Below are 19513 nucleotides of genomic sequence, written 5' to 3' on the forward strand. Positions count from 1 at the left end.
TTTTAATACAGAGGGTTATGCCAGTTAACATGGGGTTTTCAATCCATCTCAAATAAGCGATGCGGCTCATAACAAGAGGCTTAATTTATGGGTCATCTACTTGCAGTTGTTGCTGAAGCTCAATCAGTCGACCCGCCTGTTGATCCGCCAACACCACAATCACCACACGCCGATTTTTAGCACGCCCTTGTGGGGTATCATTTTCAGCTACTGGCCGAAACTCACCAAAACCGACAGCCGACATCCGTTTTGGATCCACGCCACTCTGTGCGAAAAGGTGAACAACACTGGCTGAGCGGGCAGCCGACAACTCCCAGTTTGAAGGATAAGTTTCGTTCTGAATCGGGACATTATCGGTATACCCCTCCACCTGAATATTATGGGAAAACTGCTCGAGTACCCGTGCAAGTGAGCGCATCGTCGAGGTGACGTTGTTATTGAGCTGAGCCAGGCCACTCTCAAAGAGCAGGTTGCTTTCGATGTCGATCTGCACCCAAAGATCGTCACTGGTGATGTTGACCCCCCCCTCTTCAATCAAGGATTCAAGCGCCTTCTCTACTTCATCAACAACCGGCTTCATCACACCCTGAGTTGCCAGCTCTTGCAACTTAGCCATTGATTCAGATATTTCCGGCACCGGGGGCGATGGCGACTCATGCCCTTCAAGCACGCCCTCACCACCATTCAAGTCAATGACACTGAGTGAACTTTCTGTTGAAGAGGCGGCATCATCTTCAGCGACCGATTTACTTGTATCTTGTGGTGTAAATGCCCGCTCAATAGAGTCACTCACAACACTAAGCGACCCCTCTTTACTGATACTGATGGCATACATAACAACAAAGAAGGCAAACAGAAGGGTAATAAAATCAGCGTAGGAGACCATCCAGCGCTCATGTATATCTGGGTCTTGCTCCATGTGGCGCTTGCGATATTTACGTGTCATGGCGGGCTACGTCTGGAAGCTTTTCAGTTTTGATTCGATAAATCGAGGGTTCTCACCTTCTGCAATCGCAACAACCCCCTCCATCAACATTTCGCGATAACGGCACCGGATAGCGGTGAGACTACGGAGCTTATTGTAAATGGGAATAAAGACCAAATTCGCAAACCCAACACCGTAAATTGTGGCAACAAAAGCAGTCGCAATACCGGCACCCAACAGCTCAGGCTCTGTCAAGTTGTGCATCACATGGATCAGACCCATTACCGCACCAACAATGCCAATGGTAGGCGCATAACCACCCATGGCGAGGAAAACCTTTGCCGATTCAATTTCCGACTCTTGCCTCAGCGAGATTTCCATTTCGAGCGCATCACGCAAACTAGACGGAACAATACCGTCTACAAGGTAGGAGAGTGCTTTTTTAGCAAAAGGATCTTGCTCTCGATTCATGATAGGCTCAAGCCCCAGAAAGCCCTCTTTGCGTACCACAGTCGACCAACGCATTACTTTTCTGAGGATCTGTTTATCATCGATCTCAAGTGGCGTAAATACCGTGGGCAGTGAGCGCATGCTCTGCTTAAAAACCGGCAAGCGAGATTGCAGTATGGTGGCTCCCAGTGTGCCGCCCACAACAATCAAAAAAGCAGGGCCATTTATCAGCGTTAAGAGTGATCCACCCTCAATAAGTTGCCCCGCGAGTACGGCGAGCAACCCGAGTGCCAAGCCTACCAAGGCTATATAATCCAATCTCATACTCCTTGCAATATTGCCGAGCCTATTTCAGTCAGCGGGAGGACTCGGTTGGTCAACCCTGCTTCAAAAACAGCAAAAGGCATGCCATATACCACGGAGCTTTCTTCATCTTGGGCCCAAATTTCAGCTTTTTTCTGTTTAAGTGTGCGACACCCCTCACGCCCATCGGCCCCCATACCGGTCAGTATCACCCCCAGCGTGCGCCCATTAAAGTTGGCGGCGATCGAAGAAAAGGTGACATCGACACTCGGTTTGTAGTTAAGCTTAGGGTCACCCGCCTCCACTTTGACAATATATTGGCTGCCACGGCGCGCAATCTTCATCTGCATACCTCCGGGGGCAAGCAGAGCCACACCCGGCTGCAACAGATCACCCTCTTGCGCCTCTTTGACGGTAATAGCACACACCTGATTCAAGCGCTGAGCAAATGCGGGTGTAAAGGTACCGGGCATATGTTGAACCATGAGAATGGGTAGTGGGAAATTAGCAGGTAGCGCGGTTAATACATTTTGCAGGGCCACAGGGCCACCGGTTGAAGTACCAATGGCCAACAATTTAATGTCCGCCGCCTCGCGGGGCTGTGTCCGCGAGGATGTCGCAGTGGCAGCGTTTTGTTTAGATGATTCATGGGAGCGAATCGGCAGCCGTGGGATCGGTTTGTTACGGGGGATAATTGAGCCTGGGCGCTCAGCCACTGCCGTTGAAGCTGGGTGCGTATTTACAGCAGCATGCCGAATCCGCATATTGACGGCATGGCCTCGGCGAGCAATTTCTTTAACTCTTCGGCGCAGCAATAACTTCGCCTCATCACTGTTGCTAGAGATATCTTCGAACCGTTTGGGAATAAAATCCAGCGCACCCGCATCTAAGGCATCCAGTGTCGATTGTGCGCCATCGGTTGTTAATGAAGAGAACATCAAAATCGGCACGGGCCTGCGCTTCATAATCATTCGTACCGCCGTAATGCCATCCATTACGGGCATCTCCACATCCATGGTGATCACATCAGGCTTGAGTTTGGCGGCCATCTCAACCGCTTCTTTACCATTTACGGCGAAACCAACAATCTCTATCCCGCCATCAGCTTTCAGAATCTCTTCGATACGCTTGCGAAAAAACCTCGAATCATCAACTACCAGTACACGTACCGACATTCAGCCTCCATCAGGCGTAAGATTTCATTAAACTGGGTACATCCAGAATCAATGCGATCTTTCCATCACCCCGGATTGTAGCACCGGCTAACCCACCTGTTCCAAGCAGCATATTGCCCAGTGGTTTAATCACAACCTCCTCCTGACCAACCAGCTGATCAACCACGAAGCCAACTTTTTGCGAACCGACACTGACCACCACAACGTGCCCCTCATCCTTCTGTTCGCTACCACCCACCAGCCAGTCAGCGAGATAAAAGAGTGGCAGTGCTTTCTCTCTCACCATAATGACACATTGACCATCGATCACATTGGTGTGACGGAGATCCAGATGGAAAATCTCATTAACATTAACCAGCGGCAGAGCAAAAATCTGTTTTTTCAGTGAAACCATTAAGGTCGGCATAATCGCCAAGGTGAGTGGTACTTTTATCTGTAGCGTAGTGCCCACTCCCAGCTCAGAGCTAATTTCAACTGAGCCATTCAGCTGTACAATACGGGTCTTGACAACATCCATACCGACACCACGGCCGGATATGTCTGAAATTTCTGCCTTAGTGGAAAATCCGGGGGCGAAAATCAACTGAAAACACTCTTGATCACTCAGGCGAGCGGCCGCATCCGGCTCCAGAACGCCCTTTTCCACCGAAATCTTACGCAACACATCGGCATCCATACCGCCACCATCATCAGAAATGGTGAGAAGAATGTGATCACCCTCCTGTTCAGCCGAAAGAGTAACCGTACCTGCCCGCTCTTTTCCCGCCTTAACACGGCTGTCAGGCATCTCGATACCATGATCCACTGCATTTCGCACCAGATGAACCAGTGGATCAGCAAGTGCTTCAACGAGGTTTTTATCCAGGTCGGTCTCTTCTCCTTGCAAGACCAAGTCGACCTCCTTTTTTAAGCTCCGCGCCAGGTCGCGCACAACTCGCGGAAAACGACCAAAGACTTTTTTGATTGGCTGCATACGGGTTTTCATTACCGCAGACTGCAGGTCAGCGGTGACCACATCCAAATTGGCAACCGCTTTTGCCATCTCTTCATCGACCTGAACCGCCTCGAGTGTTGCAAGGCGGTTTCTGACTAATACCAACTCACCCACCATGTTCATGATGTCATCTAGGCGACTGGTATCCACCCGCACCGTCGTTTCACCCTGAGGTGCGGTTGGCTTTTTTGCTTTAGGTGGTGGTGCCGCTTTAACGGGCTCTTTTACAGCCGCGGGTGAGGCCGCCTCTTTTTTAGCAGGTTCATTAGTGGCGGGGGCTTTCGGTGGAGGTGTCGAGGCGGCTTGAGCTGGCTCGCCACTTTTACCGTGAATTTTATCCAGCAGCGCTTCAAACTCATCTTCGCTGATCTCGTCAGCATCACTAAGGGTACCGGGAGCCGGGGGAGCTGACGCTGTTTTAACGCCAACAACGGGGGCAGGCGTACCTGTTTTACCATGCAGTTGATCCAGCAGTGCTTCAAACTCATCATCGGTGATTTCATCAGATGCCGGTGCGGTTGCCACATCTTTGCCGTCTTCGCCCTGCAACAGGTCCAGCAGGTTTTCAAACTCTTCATCGGTGATTTCATCGGAATCACTTGGGGCATTAGGCGTGACATCCGCCTCGAAAAAAACATCATCACTCGCACTCACCGACTCGTCTGTAGCAGGTGCGCTTGGTGTCACTTCAGCTTCAGGCGCAGCCGCTGCTTCGGCTTTCGCTGAGTCTGGCGACCTCTTAAGTGCTTCAAGTTGTTGCAATAGTTCTGGTGGTGCCAGTGAGGGCTCTGTCCCTTCGCGCAGCTCATCAAACTGTTCATTCACGACATCCAGAACCCGTAAAACCACATCCATCAACCCTGCATTGACTGAAAGCTCACCATTGCGCAAAAGATTAAAAAGATCTTCTGCACTATGACAAACCTGCACAAGCCCCGTTAGGCTGAGAAAGCTTCCACCGCCCTTAATGGTATGAAAGCCACGAAAAACAGTATTCAGCAGTTCGCTATCATCGGGGGAGTGCTCTAACTCAACCAGTTGCTCGGAGAGCTCTTCAAGGATCTCACTCGCTTCAACCAGAAAGTCCTGAAGTATTTCGTCATCAGCATCAAACGACATAATTAACCCTTAAAAGCCTAGACTAGAGAGCAGATCATCCACTTCATCCTGTCCATTAACCGTATCTGATTTGGATAAACTAGGAACTTGTGGCCCTTCCAACTTACCTTTTTCATCTTTTTTATCTGCAACCGGCATACCACCCGTGGCCTTTATCATATTGACCAAGTGAGCCTCTACATCTTCAACCATTTTGATGACACGATTGATAATTTGACTGGTCAGATCCTGAAACTCCTGCGCCATCAAAATCTCATTAAGCGCGTCTTTTACGGCATCCAACTCGCCTTCGCTTTCAGATAAGTACCCCTCAAGGGTTTTACTTACCCTGCGAAACTCTTCTGCACTCATCTCTCGATTTACGAAACGCTTCCACTCGGCTCGTAGCTCAATCGATTTTTCCTGTAACATTTCACAGTGAGGAATGGCACTTTCAACCGCTGTCAGTGTTTTGTTGGCAGATTGATTGGTCATGGTGATGACGTAATTCAGACGCTCTTTTGCATCGGGAATATCACTTTTGGTAATATCACAAAGCTCTGAGTCCACCTCGAAACTGGCAATTGAGCTGTGTAGCTCCCGGGTGAGCTTACCAATCTCCTGAAACAGCTCACCCTCTCTAATGTGAGCCAGCTCATCAACCAACAGTGTCACTTGCTCGTCATTTCCAGCCTTTAATTCGACCACTAGCTTTTCGGCTATAGAGAGCATCTCTGGGTGGGTATTCGAGTCGCACATATTTAAAGAGTCGTCCTAGGTAAGAGGAAACACGGGAGCACTGTTAACCGTCTATGCGTTCAAATATTTTGTCGATTTTTTCTTTGAGAGTGGCGGCTGTAAAAGGTTTGATGATGTAGCCATTGACACCGCATTGCGCAGCATCAACAATTTGTTCACGTTTAGCTTCCGCCGTCACCATCAAGACAGGCAACTTAGCGAGGTTTTCATCAGCTCGAACAAGCTTAAGAAGCTCAATACCGGTCATACCCGGCATGTTCCAATCGGTTACCAAAAAATCAAAATTACCATTTTTAAGCTGAGGCAGTGCAGTCTGGCCGTCATCCGCCTCCGCTGTGTTGTTGTAACCCAAATCTCGAAGAAGATTTTTAATGATGCGTCGCATTGTGGAGAAGTCGTCCACAATAAGGATCTTCATGTTAGGATTCGCAGGCATTGAAGCTCACCTTGTAATTATCTGAAGTAATAAACTATGGGTTACTATTCGGCCTATAGGGGAGTTTAGTTTAGGTGCTTTTTTATTTAATTAATAAATCAGCCCCGAGTCCAAGGTGTCAGGCGCGCTTGCAGACGAATAACCGCTTGACTGTGAATTTGACTCACCCGGGATTCACTCACTCCCAGGATGGTTCCGATCTCTCGCAGATTGAGTTCTTCGTCGTAGTATAACCCCATCACCAGTCGCTCTCTCTCAGGCAGGCCAGCAATGGCATCCATCAGGTGATTACGAAAACCATCGGTCTGCAAACCTTCGTATGGCCCGGTTCGCTCATCGGCATAGGTTTCAGAAAGTGAGGTACCATCTAAACCAATCTCATCGAAACTAAATACCCGCTGTCCACCCGTATCTTTGAGTATCTTGTGATACTCCTTCATGGTAAAGCCCAGGCCTTCGGCAATTTCGTGGTCACGGGCATCGCGCCCTGTACGGTTTTCGATCTCTCTGACAACCTCAGCCACCATTCGAGTTTTTTTGTGTACTGAACGCGGCACCCAATCATTTTTACGAATCTCATCCAGCATCGAGCCTCGCACACGAATACCGGCATAAGTTTCAAAACTGGCACCCTGTGTTTCATCATAATTACGTGCGGCTTCAAGTAAGCCGATCATGCCCGATTGAATCAGATCATCCGCCTGAACCGTAGGCGGCAACCGCCCCATCAGGTGGTAAGCTATTCGCTTGACTAAGGTGGCATACTTTTTCACCATCTTATCAGGGATGGCTATATCACTTCTTGGAGCTTTAGGCATGGCAACGCCACTCATAATTTCCCCTCTTCACTGTTTCGCCCTGCTTGTATTAGTCGCTCAACAAAGAACTCAACGTGCCCTCCAGGCCCACTGGGCACTGGCCAATTTTCAATGCGCTTGGCCATCTCTTTAAAGGCCATCGAGGCTTTGCTTCTAGGAAACGCCTCCACCACAGCTCGTTGTTTGCGCACGGATTTTCGCAAGTATTCATCGTAGGGAACTACGCCAACAAAGTCCAGCATCACATCTAAAAACTTATCTGTGACGCGGGTCAACTTTTTGAACAGCTCACGCCCCTCCTGAGTAGAACCGGCCATATTCGCTATAATTCGGAAACGAAACAGCCCATGTTCACGGCTTAATAGTTTAATCAGCGCATAAGCATCGGTGAGTGAAGCTGGCTCGTCACACACCACCACCAGTACCTCTTGTGCCGCCTTGCTAAAGCTGACCACACTATCTGAAATACCCGCTGCGGCATCGATAATCAGCACGTCCAGTGTATGACTTAACTCACTGAATGAGCGGATTAAACCCGCATGTTGTGCGGGCTGTAGTTCTGCCATATTTTGCACACCGGAGGAGGCGGGCACAATACGAATACCCGCCGGCCCTGTGAGTATGATCTCTTCAAGTGTTCGTTTGCCACTCAGTACATGTGAAAGGTTGTATTGCGGGTGAAGACCCAGCATAACATCAAGATTCGCCAGCCCCAGATCGGCATCCATCACCATCACTCGACGGCCTAGCTGGGCAAGGCTCACCGCGAGGTTGACCGAAATATTTGTTTTACCCACGCCGCCTTTACCGCTGGCAACCGTCAACACTCTAACTGGGTTTACTTTACTCATTCGACGAAGTCCTTCTGCCTGATCGTAGCCTTCAGACATTAGCATTCATGGCCACCTTTCCATATTGAAGCTCAACCATTTCATCGGAGAGCGGGCAGTTCTGTTTCTCGGCCATCGCGATGCAGCGCGCCAACAGGTCATGTGCACGCGCAGGGTGCAAATCCTCTGGGACCTGCTGCCCGTCACTGATGTATGCGATGGGTAAGTTGTGAGTCAACACAACCGATAGTACCTCACCAAGGCTGGTCGTTTCATCAATCTTGCTGATAATACACCCTTGTAAGCCCACTTTTTTAAATGTATTCACTGCCACCTCCAGCCCGGCGGCCTGACTGTTTGCCGAGAGAACCAGGTAACACTTCACCTCATGCACCGAGCTTCGCAGCCGGGATAGTTGTTCCGTTAGTCGAAGGTCCTGAGGGTTCATCCCTGCGGTATCGATCAATATCAGCTCTTTATCATCAATCGCCTCAATAGTCTGCGCCAGCTCTTGGTAGTTTTTGGCAACATAGACGGGGGCACCCAAAATCTGACCGAAAGTACGCAACTGCTCCTGAGCGCCGATACGGTAATTGTCTGTGGTGATCAGTGCTACCCGGCCTGCCCCGTGACGCAGCGTATAACGTGCTGCCAGTTTCGCAATCGCGGTAGTTTTTCCAACGCCCGTGGGGCCTACCAGCGCAACCATACCGCCATCACTCAAAATATCATCTTCTGTCATCATTAAGCGCTGCTCCATAATCGTCAGTGCTAAACGCCACGCTTGTTCAAAAGATTGCTTTTCATTGACTGCCATTGCGATGCGCATACTCTCTTGCGCACTCAATCCCAATGTCATTAGCTGTCGCATCAACCGCGCATGCAGCGGATGCTGACGCACCATACTTCCCCATGCAAAGCCACTCAATTGCTGCTCGACTAAACCCCGCAATTCTGTTAGCTCATTTTTCATACCCACCAGCACTGGATCCTGGCTCCACTCCATTTGAGGTGTACGATGGCTTGGTGATCTGTCGAAAACTTGACGCTCAGAGGGCGTTGTGACGGCCTCTTTTCGTGCAGCAGCACGATTTTGACGCATCGCACCGGCTCTTTTTTCAGGGGCACCTTGGGGAGAGTGGTGTGCCGCTGCCTTATTGACACTCTTTTGACGTATGGGGTCGGGGTGATACTCATCATCACGAAAGTGATCATCAAAACGGGCGGGGTGTTCACTCTTCTTCGCCACGGCAGGTGGCTTTATGACCGGGGGTTCTACAGATCCAGCGGTTTGCTCTTCAAAGAGTGACTCATCATAATCAACTGCCGAGACGATCTCCACTCCACCCTCAACGCTGCGATTGGAAAGGATCACCGCGTCAGCCCCCTGCTCTTCACGAACGAGGCGAATCGCCTGGCGAATATCAGCCGCAAAATAACGCTTAATCTTCATAGCTAGCCCCTTTCGCCCTTGCCATAGATAGATGGCTATCCAATAGTGGCGATAATTTTAATCTGTTTATCATCCGGCACTTCATTATATGAGAGCACACTCACCCCTGGGATTGAGTGCTGCACAAATCGCGCCACTAACGGGCGTATCGGCGCTGAGACAAGGAGAATAGCGGGCTTGCCCAATGACTCCTGGCGCTGGGTGTGCTCTTGCAGTGCACTGTGCAACTTATCAGCCATGCCTGGCTCTATCCCGCCCTCACCTGCCTGTTGTACCGAGCGTTGCAGTATCTGCTCCAGATTAGGCGCGAGTGTCATCACCTCCAGCTCAACCGCTGGCCCCGCAATATTTTGCAGGATGGCACGTCCCAACGATACGCGTACCACACCCGTCAAAAAGAGAGGGTCTTTGCTTTGCGGTGCGTAATCCGCCAAAGTTTCGGCGATCGTACGAATATCCCGAATAGTGACATTTTCAACCAGCAGGTTTTGCAACACCTTCAATACAGCCCCCAGTGGCAGCGCATTGGGCACCAGCTCCTCCACCAGTTTAGGCGCTTTTTTAGCCAGGTTGTCCAATAGATGTTGAACCTCTTCTCGACCGATCAACTCATGGGCGTGACGTTGCAATATATGGCTCAAATGTGTCGCCACCACGGTACTGGGGTCGACCACGGTATATCCCAGTGTCTGTGCATTTTCTTTCTGTCCATCCTCGATCCAAACTGCCTCCAAGCCAAAGGCGGGATCCCGGCACTCAGCCCCTTGCAGGCTGCCATACACCTGCCCGGGGTTCAGTGCCAGATCACGATCAGGAAACACCTCATCTTCAGCAATTGTAACGCCCATCAATATAAGACGATAAGCGTTCGGCGCAAGATCCAGGTTATCCCGAATATGTACCGGCGGAATCAAAAAGCCCAACTCTTGCGAGAGTTTTTTACGGACACCTTTGATGCGCCCCATTAACTCGCCACCCTGGGATTTGTCCACCATGGGAATCAAGCGATAGCCAACCTCTAAGCCCACCAAATCGACTGGAGGTACATCGTCCCAGCCCAGCTCTTTCACCTCAGGCTCTGCCGCTACCGGCTCGACCGGCGAAACCGCAGCCTGCCCCGTGACACCCCCTCCCGCAAGGGCTACCTCTGACGACTGGGCGAGGCGCTGTTTAGCCCAATAAGCCGCACCACCACACAGCGCTGCCAAGCTTAAAAAAGCGATGTTAGGCATGCCCGGAATGACCCCCATCACGACCATAATACCGGCCGTCACGGCTAACGCTCTGGGCTGCAATAGTTGGTCGGCCACCTGCCCGCCCATATCCTGCTCCGAGGAGACACGGGTCACCACAATGGCGGCGGCGGTAGAGAGCAGCAGTGATGGAATTTGCGCCACCAGCCCGTCACCGATGGTCAGCAGGCTGAAGTTATGCACCGCCTCGCCAAAGGGCATATCATGCTGCGCCATACCAATTGCCAACCCACCAATCAGGGTGATGAATAGAATCATGATCGCCGCAATAGCATCACCACGGACAAATTTGCTGGCACCATCCATGGAGCCATAAAAATCAGCCTCCTGCACCACTTCTGATCGACGCAATTTAGCGGTGTCGGCATCGATCATACCGGCATTCAGGTCAGCATCAATTGCCATCTGTTTGCCCGGCATGGAGTCAAGAGTAAAGCGTGCGCTCACTTCTGATATGCGCCCAGCACCTTTGGTAACCACCACGAAGTTGATAATCACCAATATGGCAAACACCACAATACCCACTGCGTAGTTACCACCGATAACAAACTCGCCAAACGCTTCAATCACATAGCCTGCGGCATCTGTTCCGGTATGACCTTCAAGCAAGACTATTCGAGTAGAGGCTACGTTAAGGGCCAGTCGCATCAGAGTCGCAATCAGCAAAACAGCCGGAAATACACCAAAATCAAGCGGTCGCTTAACGTAGACGGCGGCAAGGAGAACCAACAGTGCCAGCGCAATATTGAAGGTAAATAGCGCATCCAGTATAAGCGGATGCATCGGTATCACCACCATACCCAGCATTGCCAACATCAGCAGCGGCGCACCCAAGCCATTGCTCATTACCATTTTAAAGAATTGAGTGATTTTTTTTAACTCAAACATCAACGATCAATCTCTTCGTAAATCATCAGGAATAGGTAAGTCACTCTCTTTTAATGAGCTGGGCTTACCCCCTTGCTGTTTCTGATACAAGTCCACTTGGTAGACATAAGCCAAAATTTTGGCGACTGAAACATAGAGCCCTGCCGGAATTTCGGCTCCAATCTCAGCACTGTGATAAATGGCACGCGCCAGAGGTGGCGCCTCTACAATGGCCACGTCATGCTCCTTGGCAATCGCACGAATTTGCAGTGCAACCAGGTCAACCCCACTGGCAACAACCTTGGGAGCACCGCTCTCATTCTGGTTGTAACTAAGCGCTACCGCATAGTGATCCGGGTTGGTGATGACCACGTCAGCCGTTGGTACGTCTTGCATCATGCGCTGTTGGGCCGCTTCCATCTGCATCTGCCTAATCCGCCCTTTCATCTCAGGGCTACCCTCAGCCTGTTTCGTTTCATCCTTGATTTCTTGCATACTCATTTTCAGCTGCCGCTTGTGATCCCATAACTGAAAAGGCACATCAAGGGCCGCAACCACCACCAGCGAGAGCACCAAAATAAGCATGACCCAAAAGAGGATATCCACAAAGTGTGCCATCCCCACTTCAACGGTCTGCATCCCCAGCTGGAGAAACTCCTCCAACTGGTTCCACAACAAGAGTCCAGCCACGGTTGCGATCAGAAAAAACTTGGCTAACGCTTTCACCAACTCCATCAACCCTTTGACACCAAACATTCTGCCAACGCCTTTGATCGGGTCCATTTTAGATGCCTTGAAGGCGAGTGATTTCACACTAAAACTCCACCCTCCCAACATGATTGCCGAGAAGATGGCAACAATAGCGATCAATGCAAAAAAAGGCACCAGCATTAGCAAGGCATCCGTCAATACCTGCTTCAACATCACCAATGGGGCTCTGCTGTCAAAAATCTCTTCGCGACTAATGTGCAGGGTGGCTCTGAAAATTGATGAAATCTCTTCAACAATGCCCGCACCTAACAGGTGCAGCCCCAGCACACTGGCGATAAGAACCATCAGGGTATTTAATTCGCGGGATCGAGGAATTTGTCCTTTTTCGCGGGACTCTTGTAATCGTTTTGCGGTGGGTTCTTCGGTGCGTTCACCGCTGTCGTCCTGGGCCATTAGGCACCGCCTAGCAGGCGACTAATGAGTTGGAAACCACTCATAAACATGTCATCAATCTGCTCAATCAGACCGGGTAAAATGACGTAAATGATCATCAACCCCCAGATAAGGCTAATCGGGATACCCACTGCAAAAATATTAAACTGCGGCGCCGCACGGGTCATCACACCCAGCGTCAACGTGACAAACAGCAGCGCGGCAATGGCAGGCAGTGCCACCAAAACAGCACCTGAAAAAACCTCTTGTCCCCACAAGGCGATCCGCCAAAAGCCATCTGTTGAGATGCCTGAAGAGGAGATAGGGAGGGTGTAAAAGCTATTCGCCAACATTTCGATTAACAACAGGTGGCCATTTAGCGACAGGAATACCAGTGTGACGACAATCGAAAAAAACTGCCCCAAAACAGGAACGCTGGTACCCGATTGAGGGTCAATCATCATCGCAAAGCCAAGCCCCATCTGCATGGAGATCACCTGTGCAGCGACCAGAAAAACGGCAAACACCAGGTGCAACACAAAGCCCATCGCAACGCCGATTAAAATCTGCTGAAAAATGATAAAAATTGCTTCTATAGAGAGGGGGTCAACCTGGGGAACAGCGGGTACCAGCGGCGCTATGATCAGCGTTAAAACCAGAGCAAAGCCGAGGCGCACCTGCTTTGGCACTGTTTTTGTGCCGATCAAAGGCATCGCCATCAACATCGCGCCAATACGAAAAAAGGGCCATAGATAAGCACCCACCATGGCGGTTAACTCTGGCGTCGTAAAGTGCACGCTATCTAACCAATCATCGAGGGGATACTCATGAACAGGCCACGCGTATAATCAACTAACAGATTTAACAGCCATGGCCCGGCAAAGAGTAGCACCCCAAAAGTGAAGATCAATTTGGGCACAAAGCTGAGTGTCATCTCATTGATCTGTGTCGCGGCTTGAAAAACAGCAACCAATAAACCGATAATCAATCCTGGCAGCAACAGCACCAGCGCCATCAGCACTGCTACTTCAATGGCATGCCGGGCAATGGTTAGAACCGTTTCTGAAGTCATATCTCCCTCCTACATATAGAAGCTTGATGCCAGGGTGCCCATAATCAGAACCCAGCCGTCAACCAAGACAAACAGCATCAATTTAAAGGGCAGTGAGATCATCATGGGTGAGAGCATCATCATGCCCATGGCCATTAACACACTGGCAACAACCAGATCGATAATTAGAAAAGGCAGGAAAATCATAAAGCCGATCTGAAATGCCGTTTTCAACTCACTGGTCACAAATGAAGGCAACAGCAATGTAAAAGGAATCTCTTCCGGAGAGGCGATATACTCGGTGCCTGATATTTTCGCAAACACCTCCAGATCATTATCCCTCGTCTGGTTTAGCATAAACTCACGAAACGGGCCGCTCCCGGCCACAACTGCATCCTGAAGGCTCATCTCATCTGCGAGGTAGGGCTGCACGGCCATCTCATTCACCTTTTCAAATACCGGTGCCATCACAAACAGCGTGAGAAACAGTGCCAGGCCAATCAAAATCTGATTCGAGGGTGACTGTGCCAGCCCGATGGCATGGCGCAATACCGCCAATACAATAATAATCCGCGTGAAAGAGGTCATCATGATCAGCGCTGCGGGCAGCAGGCTGAGCATGGTCATCAAAAAGAGAATTTGCAGTGTTGCGGAGTAGGTTTTCGAACCGTCGGGATTATCCGTCACGGTCACTGCCGGCAGCACACCGTCAGCGGCCATGGAGAGTGTTGGCCACAGCATTAACAGGAGTACCACCGCGGCCAAAACAAAGGATGGGCTATTTTTCTGTAGAAGCTTCATTCACCACTCGCCCGTTACGTTGTTTTTTCAAAACCGCTGCAAACTTTTCTGCTATCGGTTTGCCCATACTGCCAAGATCGACCGGAGGAAGTGATTCATCTAATACATGCAGTGTGCGAATATTGCCTGGGGCGATACCAATCAATAGCTGTTGCTCACCCACCTGAACCAAAACGATACGCTCACGCGCCCCCACGGCCAGACCACCGACAACTTTCAGCTGATCGGTATAACCCCCCTGCCAGCGGCCAAAGCGCTTAAACAACCAGGCGCTAGCGATGATGAGAAAGAGAACAACAAACAGCCCCAGAACTAACCGTATCGCACTGCCAACATCCAACACACCTGTTTGAGCCGTGGCCGTGGCCGCTGCATCGGCACTGCTCACCTCACCCCCGGCCATCACCAGCAGTGGAAAAAGGGCCAATATAAGCACTATAAATAGAGTTTTAAACATATTATTTCAGGCGTTTGATGCGCTCTGTGGCGCTGATGACATCGGTTAGACGGATACCAAATTTCTCATTAACCACCACCACCTCTCCGTGCGCAATGAGTGTGCCATTAACCATCACATCGAGGGGTTCACCCGCCAGTCTGTCCAGCTCGACAACCGAGCCTTGGGTGAGCTGTAAAAGGTTACGAATGCTGATTTTGGTGCGCCCGATCTCCATTGAAATATCAACCGGAATATCCAGAATCATATCAAGATTCACATCGCCCTCCGCAGAGGCGAAAGTTGAGTTTTCTGACATCTCCTGTAGCGGTGCCACTTCGGCCTCAGCCTGCTCGTTTAAAGCATCAGCCCAGGCATCACCCGCTTCAACATCTGCTGCACCTGCGGCATCACCACTCTCGCCGGTCTGCTCATCAAGGGCTGCCGCCCAAGAGTCGGCCATCTCATCCTGGTTTTTTTCATCACTCATCGGCATCGCCTCCTATGGTTAGGCTCGGTTTCTGTTCAGAGCGAACGATAATCTCATCGACCTTCAGGCACGCATTACCTTTATGACTGCCATATTGGCCACGAAACATGGGTAAGCCTTCAATATATCCGGTTAATGACTCCGGCATCTCAATGGGAATAACATCACCCGCTTGCAACTTAACAACATCCCGCAACGACATCGTTGCCCGAGTCAGAGGGCAGTCAACCTCCACCAGGGCATCCTGAACACCCTCACGCAGTGCATCAGTCCAGCGGTCGTCCCTCTCTGAACGATCACTCTGGACACCCGCATCCAATAGCTCTCGAATCGGCTCCAACATTGAGTAAGGCATGGTAATGTGGAAATCACCTCCCCCGCCCTCCAGTTCTACATGGAATTTACTCACCACCACCACCTCGGTAGGACTTACAATGTTGGCAAACTGCGGATTAACTTCTGTGCTCTGATACTCAAACTCTACCTCCATCGCCAACGCCCAGGATTTCTGCATATCCTTGAAGGCCTCTTGCAACAACATATGGGTAATACGCTGCTCTGTCGGTGTAAACTCCCGCCCCTCAATTCGCGCATGAAAACGCCCTTCACCGCCAAAAAAGTTATCCACCAAAATAAAAACCAACTTAGGGTCAATAACGAATAGCGCGGTTCCACGCAGCGGCTTTACTTTGATCATATTCAAACTGGTCGGAACATAAAGAGTGTGGACATATTCACCAAACTTAATCATTTCGACACCACTGGTGGTGATCTCCGGCGAACGGCGCAACATGTTAAAAATACTAAAACGAAAGAAACGGGCAAAACGTTCGTTAATCATCTCCAGGGTTGGCATCCGCCCCCGAACGATACGATCCTGTGAGGTAAAGTCGTAGCTATGGGGCTGGCCATCATCGGCCATATTATCTGTCTCGACATCCCCATCATCTACGCCGTGTAACAGCGCATCGATTTCGTCTTGCGAGAGTAAGTCGTTAGCTGACATGGTACCTTCCTACTGCATCACCAAGCTGGTCAAATAGAGATCTTCAACGGCGGAGTGACCCACTTCACGCTCAAGAATGACCTGAACCTCAGTTAACGCCTGCTGGCGCAACTGCTCTTTCCCCTCCACCGTGCTCAGCACGTCATAACTTTGGCTGCTTAAAATCAACAACATTGCGTTGCGAATGGCTGGCATGTGATGCATCGCATCCTCCAGCGCCGACTCGTCATGCCCCACAATCTCCATCGTCACCTGCAGGAAGCGTGCTTTTCCCTGCCCATCAAAATTAACCACAAAAGGTGGCTCAACCTTCATATAAACCGCAGGCCCTTTTGGCTCTTCTTCGGTGCTTGTTTCAACCTGCTCCGCCGAAACCTGTGCAGACTCCCCCTGTTGTGCCGGAATAACACCTAACGCCCACAAGGTACCCACCAGGGTACCCACCAGCGCTAACATCCCGACCAGCACCAGAACGGCGATTAAAATAATCTTTTTGCTACCGCCTTTTGCGCCTTTATCTGCCAAATCAAGCTCTTCTGGCTTTGCCATAACTCACTCTCCATTAAACTTGCGACACAAAATGCAAATTTTGCGCCCACTTTTTATTTATCGTACAAAAACAAATAGATACAGAAAGACAACCACGGTCATCACCCTTCACACCCCACCTTAACCCACCCGCAAAACAGTGGGTGTTATTTTTTTGACACAACCACAACCTGAAACCAAGCCCGAATAATTCATAAATTATGTACAATTTAACGTGTCTGAGGTCTTTGTACAAACCCATGAAATAGCTAGGCAAGTATTACATTCGATCTTGGGTGATAAAAGGTATTTTTTCATGTAAAAGAGGGTATTACGGTGGGCCGCATGCTACTGAAACAACTCTTCAGTGAGTAGTTTTGCCATCAACAGGTGTAGAGATGATGCTTCGATTTCTCCCCGAACTTTTAGCCTGATAGAGTGCCGAGTCAGCATCAGCCAGCACTTTCTCGATCTCTTTTTGATGTGCCGATGACCACTCAACTATGCCGATACTGACCGTTACCGAAGCCTCTGCGCCATTCACAGGAATCGATAATTTACTGACCGCTATACGTATCCGCTCAGCCAGCTCGTAAGCTTGTCTGGCGTTTGTCTCTGGCAGCAGAATAGCAAACTCCTCTCCTCCGACGCGGGCCAGAATATCAATCTCTCGAATAGTGCGATAACAGGTGTTGCAAAACTCCTTAAGAACAGTATCACCGCCCCCATGCCCGTACAGATCATTTATTTTTTTAAAATGATCAAGGTCAATCATCATCAAGGAGAAGGGCCGACCATAACGCCACGCCATCTCAATCTCATATTGAGCGCGTTTATTGAATTCACGCCGGTTCAATACACCGGTTAGAGGATCAATTGACGAGAGCGCTCTATAATGCTCCCGCTCCCTGATCTTTATTTTCAAGTTAAAATCCTGCCGCCGAGAGTGAACGGTTTCGGCAATATCAGCCCGCAGAAGATTGATACGGCAAGCCTCATAGGCATCAACCATTTCACCCAGCTCATCTTTTGCAAATTTATCGAAAAAATGAAAATCTCGATACCCCAGCGCCAAACGTTTCATGGCTCTGGTAACACGGTGTACAGGGGAGATAATACTGTAACTCAACAACCAGGATGAGCATGAGATAAGCGCCAAAATAACCAAGAGCCCAAAAGCATAGTAACTGAGCCTTGCTGTCAATATTTGAATTTTATGATGAATACGAGATTCAACATCTGCTGCCAGCTGATCGGCGATCACTTTCAACTTATTTAGCTTGTTCGACATCACTTCAAACCACCGCTGGCTACTCAGGTGAGTGAGCTGGCCATCAGCCGCCGCTTGGTATATCTGTACCTGATAAGATTGCACGGCTGCCGCTTCGAGCTGATACGGCGCGAGAAGCGTCTCTCGCTGCTTGCTGGTTAACAGCTGCTCAATCAAGTGTTGGATGCCGCGTTGCTCACCTGACAGACGGGCAAAAACCGTGTGATCCTCTTCACTAAAGTGCACTGCGTCGATGACCTCAACCCCCAAATCACGCTGCAATGCCCCCGACTCCCGAAGGCGCAACACCGAGGTAAAAGCGGCCATTTTCAAGGCGATATTAGAGGCCACTTCGAGTTGCAATAGGGTGCTCGGAAGATCAAGAAAATCAGCAATCAGCAGGGTGTAAAACTGTTTAACGTCACCCTCCGCAACCATTTTTTCATCTACTTTTTCACGCCATCGTTTCAGCTGCAGTAGCTGTTGCCAGGCTTGCTCAATGGGCCGTAAAACATCCACCCCAAGGGTTACAGCATAACTACGCTGCAACTCATCATTAAACCGTACAATATGCTGGTCACTGAGACGCCGCTGGTCGGCAAGTTTATTAAAATAGTAGTCGTTTTCAGAGGCTATATAGCCTACGGAGAGGCCTCGCTCGGTTTGTAAGTGATGTGTAAGCTCATTGACTGTCTGCAATAGCTTATTTTTCACCAGAAGCGATTTCATATCACCTAGCTGTTGATAACCGGAAAAAAGGATAAATAGGCTCAACAGCAATATGCCACCAATGGGGATCAATGCAGCCAATAATATTCGCTGTCTAAGCGGAATATTGCGCCCAAGCCAGATAGCAAAACCCTTTAATCCAGTTAACTGTCTGGCCTGGTAATCACTCAAGCCACACTCATAAGCGGGCAAGGAGAAACGCATATCTTCAATTAGGATGTGGTTGGTTAACCAGTTGAATAGAAATAAGTTAACCTCTTCTGCGACCGCAATGGAGTAGTTCTCCTGCAGTGTCACTTTGAATTCAGATATTTTTTCTATAAATTTTTGGTGTTGTTTTCTGTGGGGAACCAGACGAGCATAATTAAACGCTGCCATCAGCGCCTCTTCCCGAGAGAAGTGCTCTTTTACATAAAGCTCAAGGCGCTCGAATATCTCCAGAACCACTTCATCAGCATCATTGTTATCAATGGCATCTGATAGTCGGGCGACCATATCAATCAGCATCTTATGTTCGTTATCGATAACATCGATACCGACACTCATACCGCTATTCCACTCAAGACGATACTTTTTTCTCTGCATAGACGAAAAGTATAGATTATAAAAGGATAGCCGCCATGTCCCCTATCACAAATTTTAAATATAATGAGGCCTTCTGGTGCAAAGGCCTCCAACTGAATAGCTTAAGGCTTAAC

The 19513-nt window shown here is 49.7% G+C and carries 19 protein-coding genes; all 19 read right to left on the minus strand.

The features are described 5' to 3' along the window. Nucleotides 1-85: 85 nt before the first annotated feature. Nucleotides 86-886, minus strand: a complete 801-nt coding sequence (locus L3J94_00460; protein ID MCF6217226.1) for an OmpA family protein — start codon at nucleotides 884-886, stop codon at nucleotides 86-88. Between the two features lie 66 nt (nucleotides 887-952). Then, a complete protein-coding gene (locus tag L3J94_00465) occupies nucleotides 953-1693 on the minus strand; it encodes a flagellar motor protein (GenBank protein MCF6217227.1) in 741 nt (246 codons plus the stop codon). A 2-nt stretch (nucleotides 1694-1695) separates the two neighbouring features. Then, complete coding sequence (locus tag L3J94_00470; protein MCF6217228.1) at nucleotides 1696-2853, minus strand: chemotaxis response regulator protein-glutamate methylesterase; 1158 nt, start codon at nucleotides 2851-2853, stop codon at nucleotides 1696-1698. Between the two features lie 10 nt (nucleotides 2854-2863). Beyond that, nucleotides 2864-4966, minus strand: coding sequence for a chemotaxis protein CheA (locus L3J94_00475; GenBank protein ID MCF6217229.1), 2103 nt, complete (start codon nucleotides 4964-4966; stop codon nucleotides 2864-2866). 9 nt (nucleotides 4967-4975) lie between these two features. Next, nucleotides 4976-5704 carry a protein phosphatase CheZ gene (locus L3J94_00480; protein ID MCF6217230.1) on the minus strand — a complete coding sequence of 243 codons (729 nt, stop codon included), beginning with the start codon at nucleotides 5702-5704 and terminating at the stop codon, nucleotides 4976-4978. A gap of 43 nt (nucleotides 5705-5747) precedes the next feature. Beyond that, on the minus strand, nucleotides 5748-6140 hold the full coding sequence (cheY, locus tag L3J94_00485; GenBank protein MCF6217231.1) for a chemotaxis response regulator CheY: 393 nt from the start codon (nucleotides 6138-6140) through the stop codon (nucleotides 5748-5750). Between the two features lie 98 nt (nucleotides 6141-6238). Next, nucleotides 6239-6973, minus strand: a complete 735-nt coding sequence (locus tag L3J94_00490) for an RNA polymerase sigma factor FliA (GenBank protein ID MCF6217232.1) — start codon at nucleotides 6971-6973, stop codon at nucleotides 6239-6241. Then, nucleotides 6970-7848 (minus strand): MinD/ParA family protein, encoded by an 879-nt coding sequence (locus tag L3J94_00495; GenBank protein MCF6217233.1) that lies wholly within the window; start codon nucleotides 7846-7848, stop codon nucleotides 6970-6972. The genes L3J94_00490 and L3J94_00495 overlap by 4 nt, the downstream gene beginning before the upstream one ends. After that, entirely contained in the window at nucleotides 7841-9241 is a 1401-nt protein-coding gene (gene flhF, locus L3J94_00500) for a flagellar biosynthesis protein FlhF (GenBank protein MCF6217234.1), read from the minus strand. The genes L3J94_00495 and flhF overlap by 8 nt, the downstream gene beginning before the upstream one ends. A gap of 35 nt (nucleotides 9242-9276) precedes the next feature. Further along, nucleotides 9277-11346: a flagellar biosynthesis protein FlhA gene (flhA, locus tag L3J94_00505; protein ID MCF6217235.1), complete on the minus strand. Its 2070-nt coding sequence runs from the start codon at nucleotides 11344-11346 to the stop codon at nucleotides 9277-9279. A 42-nt stretch (nucleotides 11347-11388) separates the two neighbouring features. Continuing rightward, nucleotides 11389-12525, minus strand: a complete 1137-nt coding sequence (gene flhB, locus L3J94_00510; GenBank protein MCF6217236.1) for a flagellar biosynthesis protein FlhB — start codon at nucleotides 12523-12525, stop codon at nucleotides 11389-11391. Continuing rightward, on the minus strand, nucleotides 12525-13301 hold the full coding sequence (fliR, locus tag L3J94_00515; protein MCF6217237.1) for a flagellar biosynthetic protein FliR: 777 nt from the start codon (nucleotides 13299-13301) through the stop codon (nucleotides 12525-12527). Before fliR ends, flhB begins: the two co-directional genes overlap by 1 nt. 5 nt (nucleotides 13302-13306) lie before the next feature. Continuing rightward, complete coding sequence (gene fliQ, locus L3J94_00520; GenBank protein MCF6217238.1) at nucleotides 13307-13576, minus strand: flagellar biosynthesis protein FliQ; 270 nt, start codon at nucleotides 13574-13576, stop codon at nucleotides 13307-13309. A 9-nt stretch (nucleotides 13577-13585) separates the two neighbouring features. Next, on the minus strand, nucleotides 13586-14356 hold the full coding sequence (fliP, locus tag L3J94_00525; protein MCF6217239.1) for a flagellar type III secretion system pore protein FliP: 771 nt from the start codon (nucleotides 14354-14356) through the stop codon (nucleotides 13586-13588). After that, nucleotides 14334-14783, minus strand: coding sequence for a flagellar biosynthetic protein FliO (fliO, locus tag L3J94_00530; protein MCF6217240.1), 450 nt, complete (start codon nucleotides 14781-14783; stop codon nucleotides 14334-14336). The genes fliP and fliO overlap by 23 nt, the downstream gene beginning before the upstream one ends. Before the next feature lie 31 nt (nucleotides 14784-14814). After that, nucleotides 14815-15282 carry a flagellar motor switch protein FliN gene (gene fliN / locus L3J94_00535; GenBank protein MCF6217241.1) on the minus strand — a complete coding sequence of 156 codons (468 nt, stop codon included), beginning with the start codon at nucleotides 15280-15282 and terminating at the stop codon, nucleotides 14815-14817. Next, complete coding sequence (fliM, locus tag L3J94_00540) at nucleotides 15275-16288, minus strand: flagellar motor switch protein FliM (protein MCF6217242.1); 1014 nt, start codon at nucleotides 16286-16288, stop codon at nucleotides 15275-15277. Before fliM ends, fliN begins: the two co-directional genes overlap by 8 nt. 9 nt (nucleotides 16289-16297) lie before the next feature. Further along, nucleotides 16298-16837, minus strand: a complete 540-nt coding sequence (locus L3J94_00545) for a flagellar basal body-associated FliL family protein (GenBank protein ID MCF6217243.1) — start codon at nucleotides 16835-16837, stop codon at nucleotides 16298-16300. Nucleotides 16838-17180: 343 nt separating this feature from the next. Next, entirely contained in the window at nucleotides 17181-19361 is a 2181-nt protein-coding gene (locus tag L3J94_00550; protein ID MCF6217244.1) for a bacteriohemerythrin, read from the minus strand. Nucleotides 19362-19513 lie beyond the last annotated feature (152 nt).

Source organism: Gammaproteobacteria bacterium, from assembly GCA_021647245.1.
GTDB lineage: Bacteria > Pseudomonadota > Gammaproteobacteria > RBG-16-57-12 > RBG-16-57-12 > JAFLJP01.

Coding starts and splice junctions, on each gene's coding strand:
- L3J94_00460 (MCF6217226.1), bottom strand. CDS start 886: ATGGTCTCCTACGCTGATTTTATTACCCTTCTGTTTGCCTTCTTTGTT.
- L3J94_00470 (MCF6217228.1), bottom strand. CDS start 2,853: ATGTCGGTACGTGTACTGGTAGTTGATGATTCGAGGTTTTTTCGCAAG.
- L3J94_00475 (MCF6217229.1), bottom strand. CDS start 4,966: ATGTCGTTTGATGCTGATGACGAAATACTTCAGGACTTTCTGGTTGAA.
- L3J94_00480 (MCF6217230.1), bottom strand. CDS start 5,704: ATGTGCGACTCGAATACCCACCCAGAGATGCTCTCTATAGCCGAAAAG.
- cheY (MCF6217231.1), bottom strand. CDS start 6,140: ATGCCTGCGAATCCTAACATGAAGATCCTTATTGTGGACGACTTCTCC.
- L3J94_00490 (MCF6217232.1), bottom strand. CDS start 6,973: ATGAGTGGCGTTGCCATGCCTAAAGCTCCAAGAAGTGATATAGCCATC.
- L3J94_00495 (MCF6217233.1), bottom strand. CDS start 7,848: ATGTCTGAAGGCTACGATCAGGCAGAAGGACTTCGTCGAATGAGTAAA.
- flhF (MCF6217234.1), bottom strand. CDS start 9,241: ATGAAGATTAAGCGTTATTTTGCGGCTGATATTCGCCAGGCGATTCGC.
- flhA (MCF6217235.1), bottom strand. CDS start 11,346: ATGGTAATGAGCAATGGCTTGGGTGCGCCGCTGCTGATGTTGGCAATG.
- flhB (MCF6217236.1), bottom strand. CDS start 12,525: ATGGCCCAGGACGACAGCGGTGAACGCACCGAAGAACCCACCGCAAAA.
- fliQ (MCF6217238.1), bottom strand. CDS start 13,576: ATGACTTCAGAAACGGTTCTAACCATTGCCCGGCATGCCATTGAAGTA.
- fliP (MCF6217239.1), bottom strand. CDS start 14,356: ATGAAGCTTCTACAGAAAAATAGCCCATCCTTTGTTTTGGCCGCGGTG.
- fliN (MCF6217241.1), bottom strand. CDS start 15,282: ATGAGTGATGAAAAAAACCAGGATGAGATGGCCGACTCTTGGGCGGCA.
- fliM (MCF6217242.1), bottom strand. CDS start 16,288: ATGTCAGCTAACGACTTACTCTCGCAAGACGAAATCGATGCGCTGTTA.
- L3J94_00545 (MCF6217243.1), bottom strand. CDS start 16,837: ATGGCAAAGCCAGAAGAGCTTGATTTGGCAGATAAAGGCGCAAAAGGC.
- L3J94_00550 (MCF6217244.1), bottom strand. CDS start 19,361: ATGAGTGTCGGTATCGATGTTATCGATAACGAACATAAGATGCTGATT.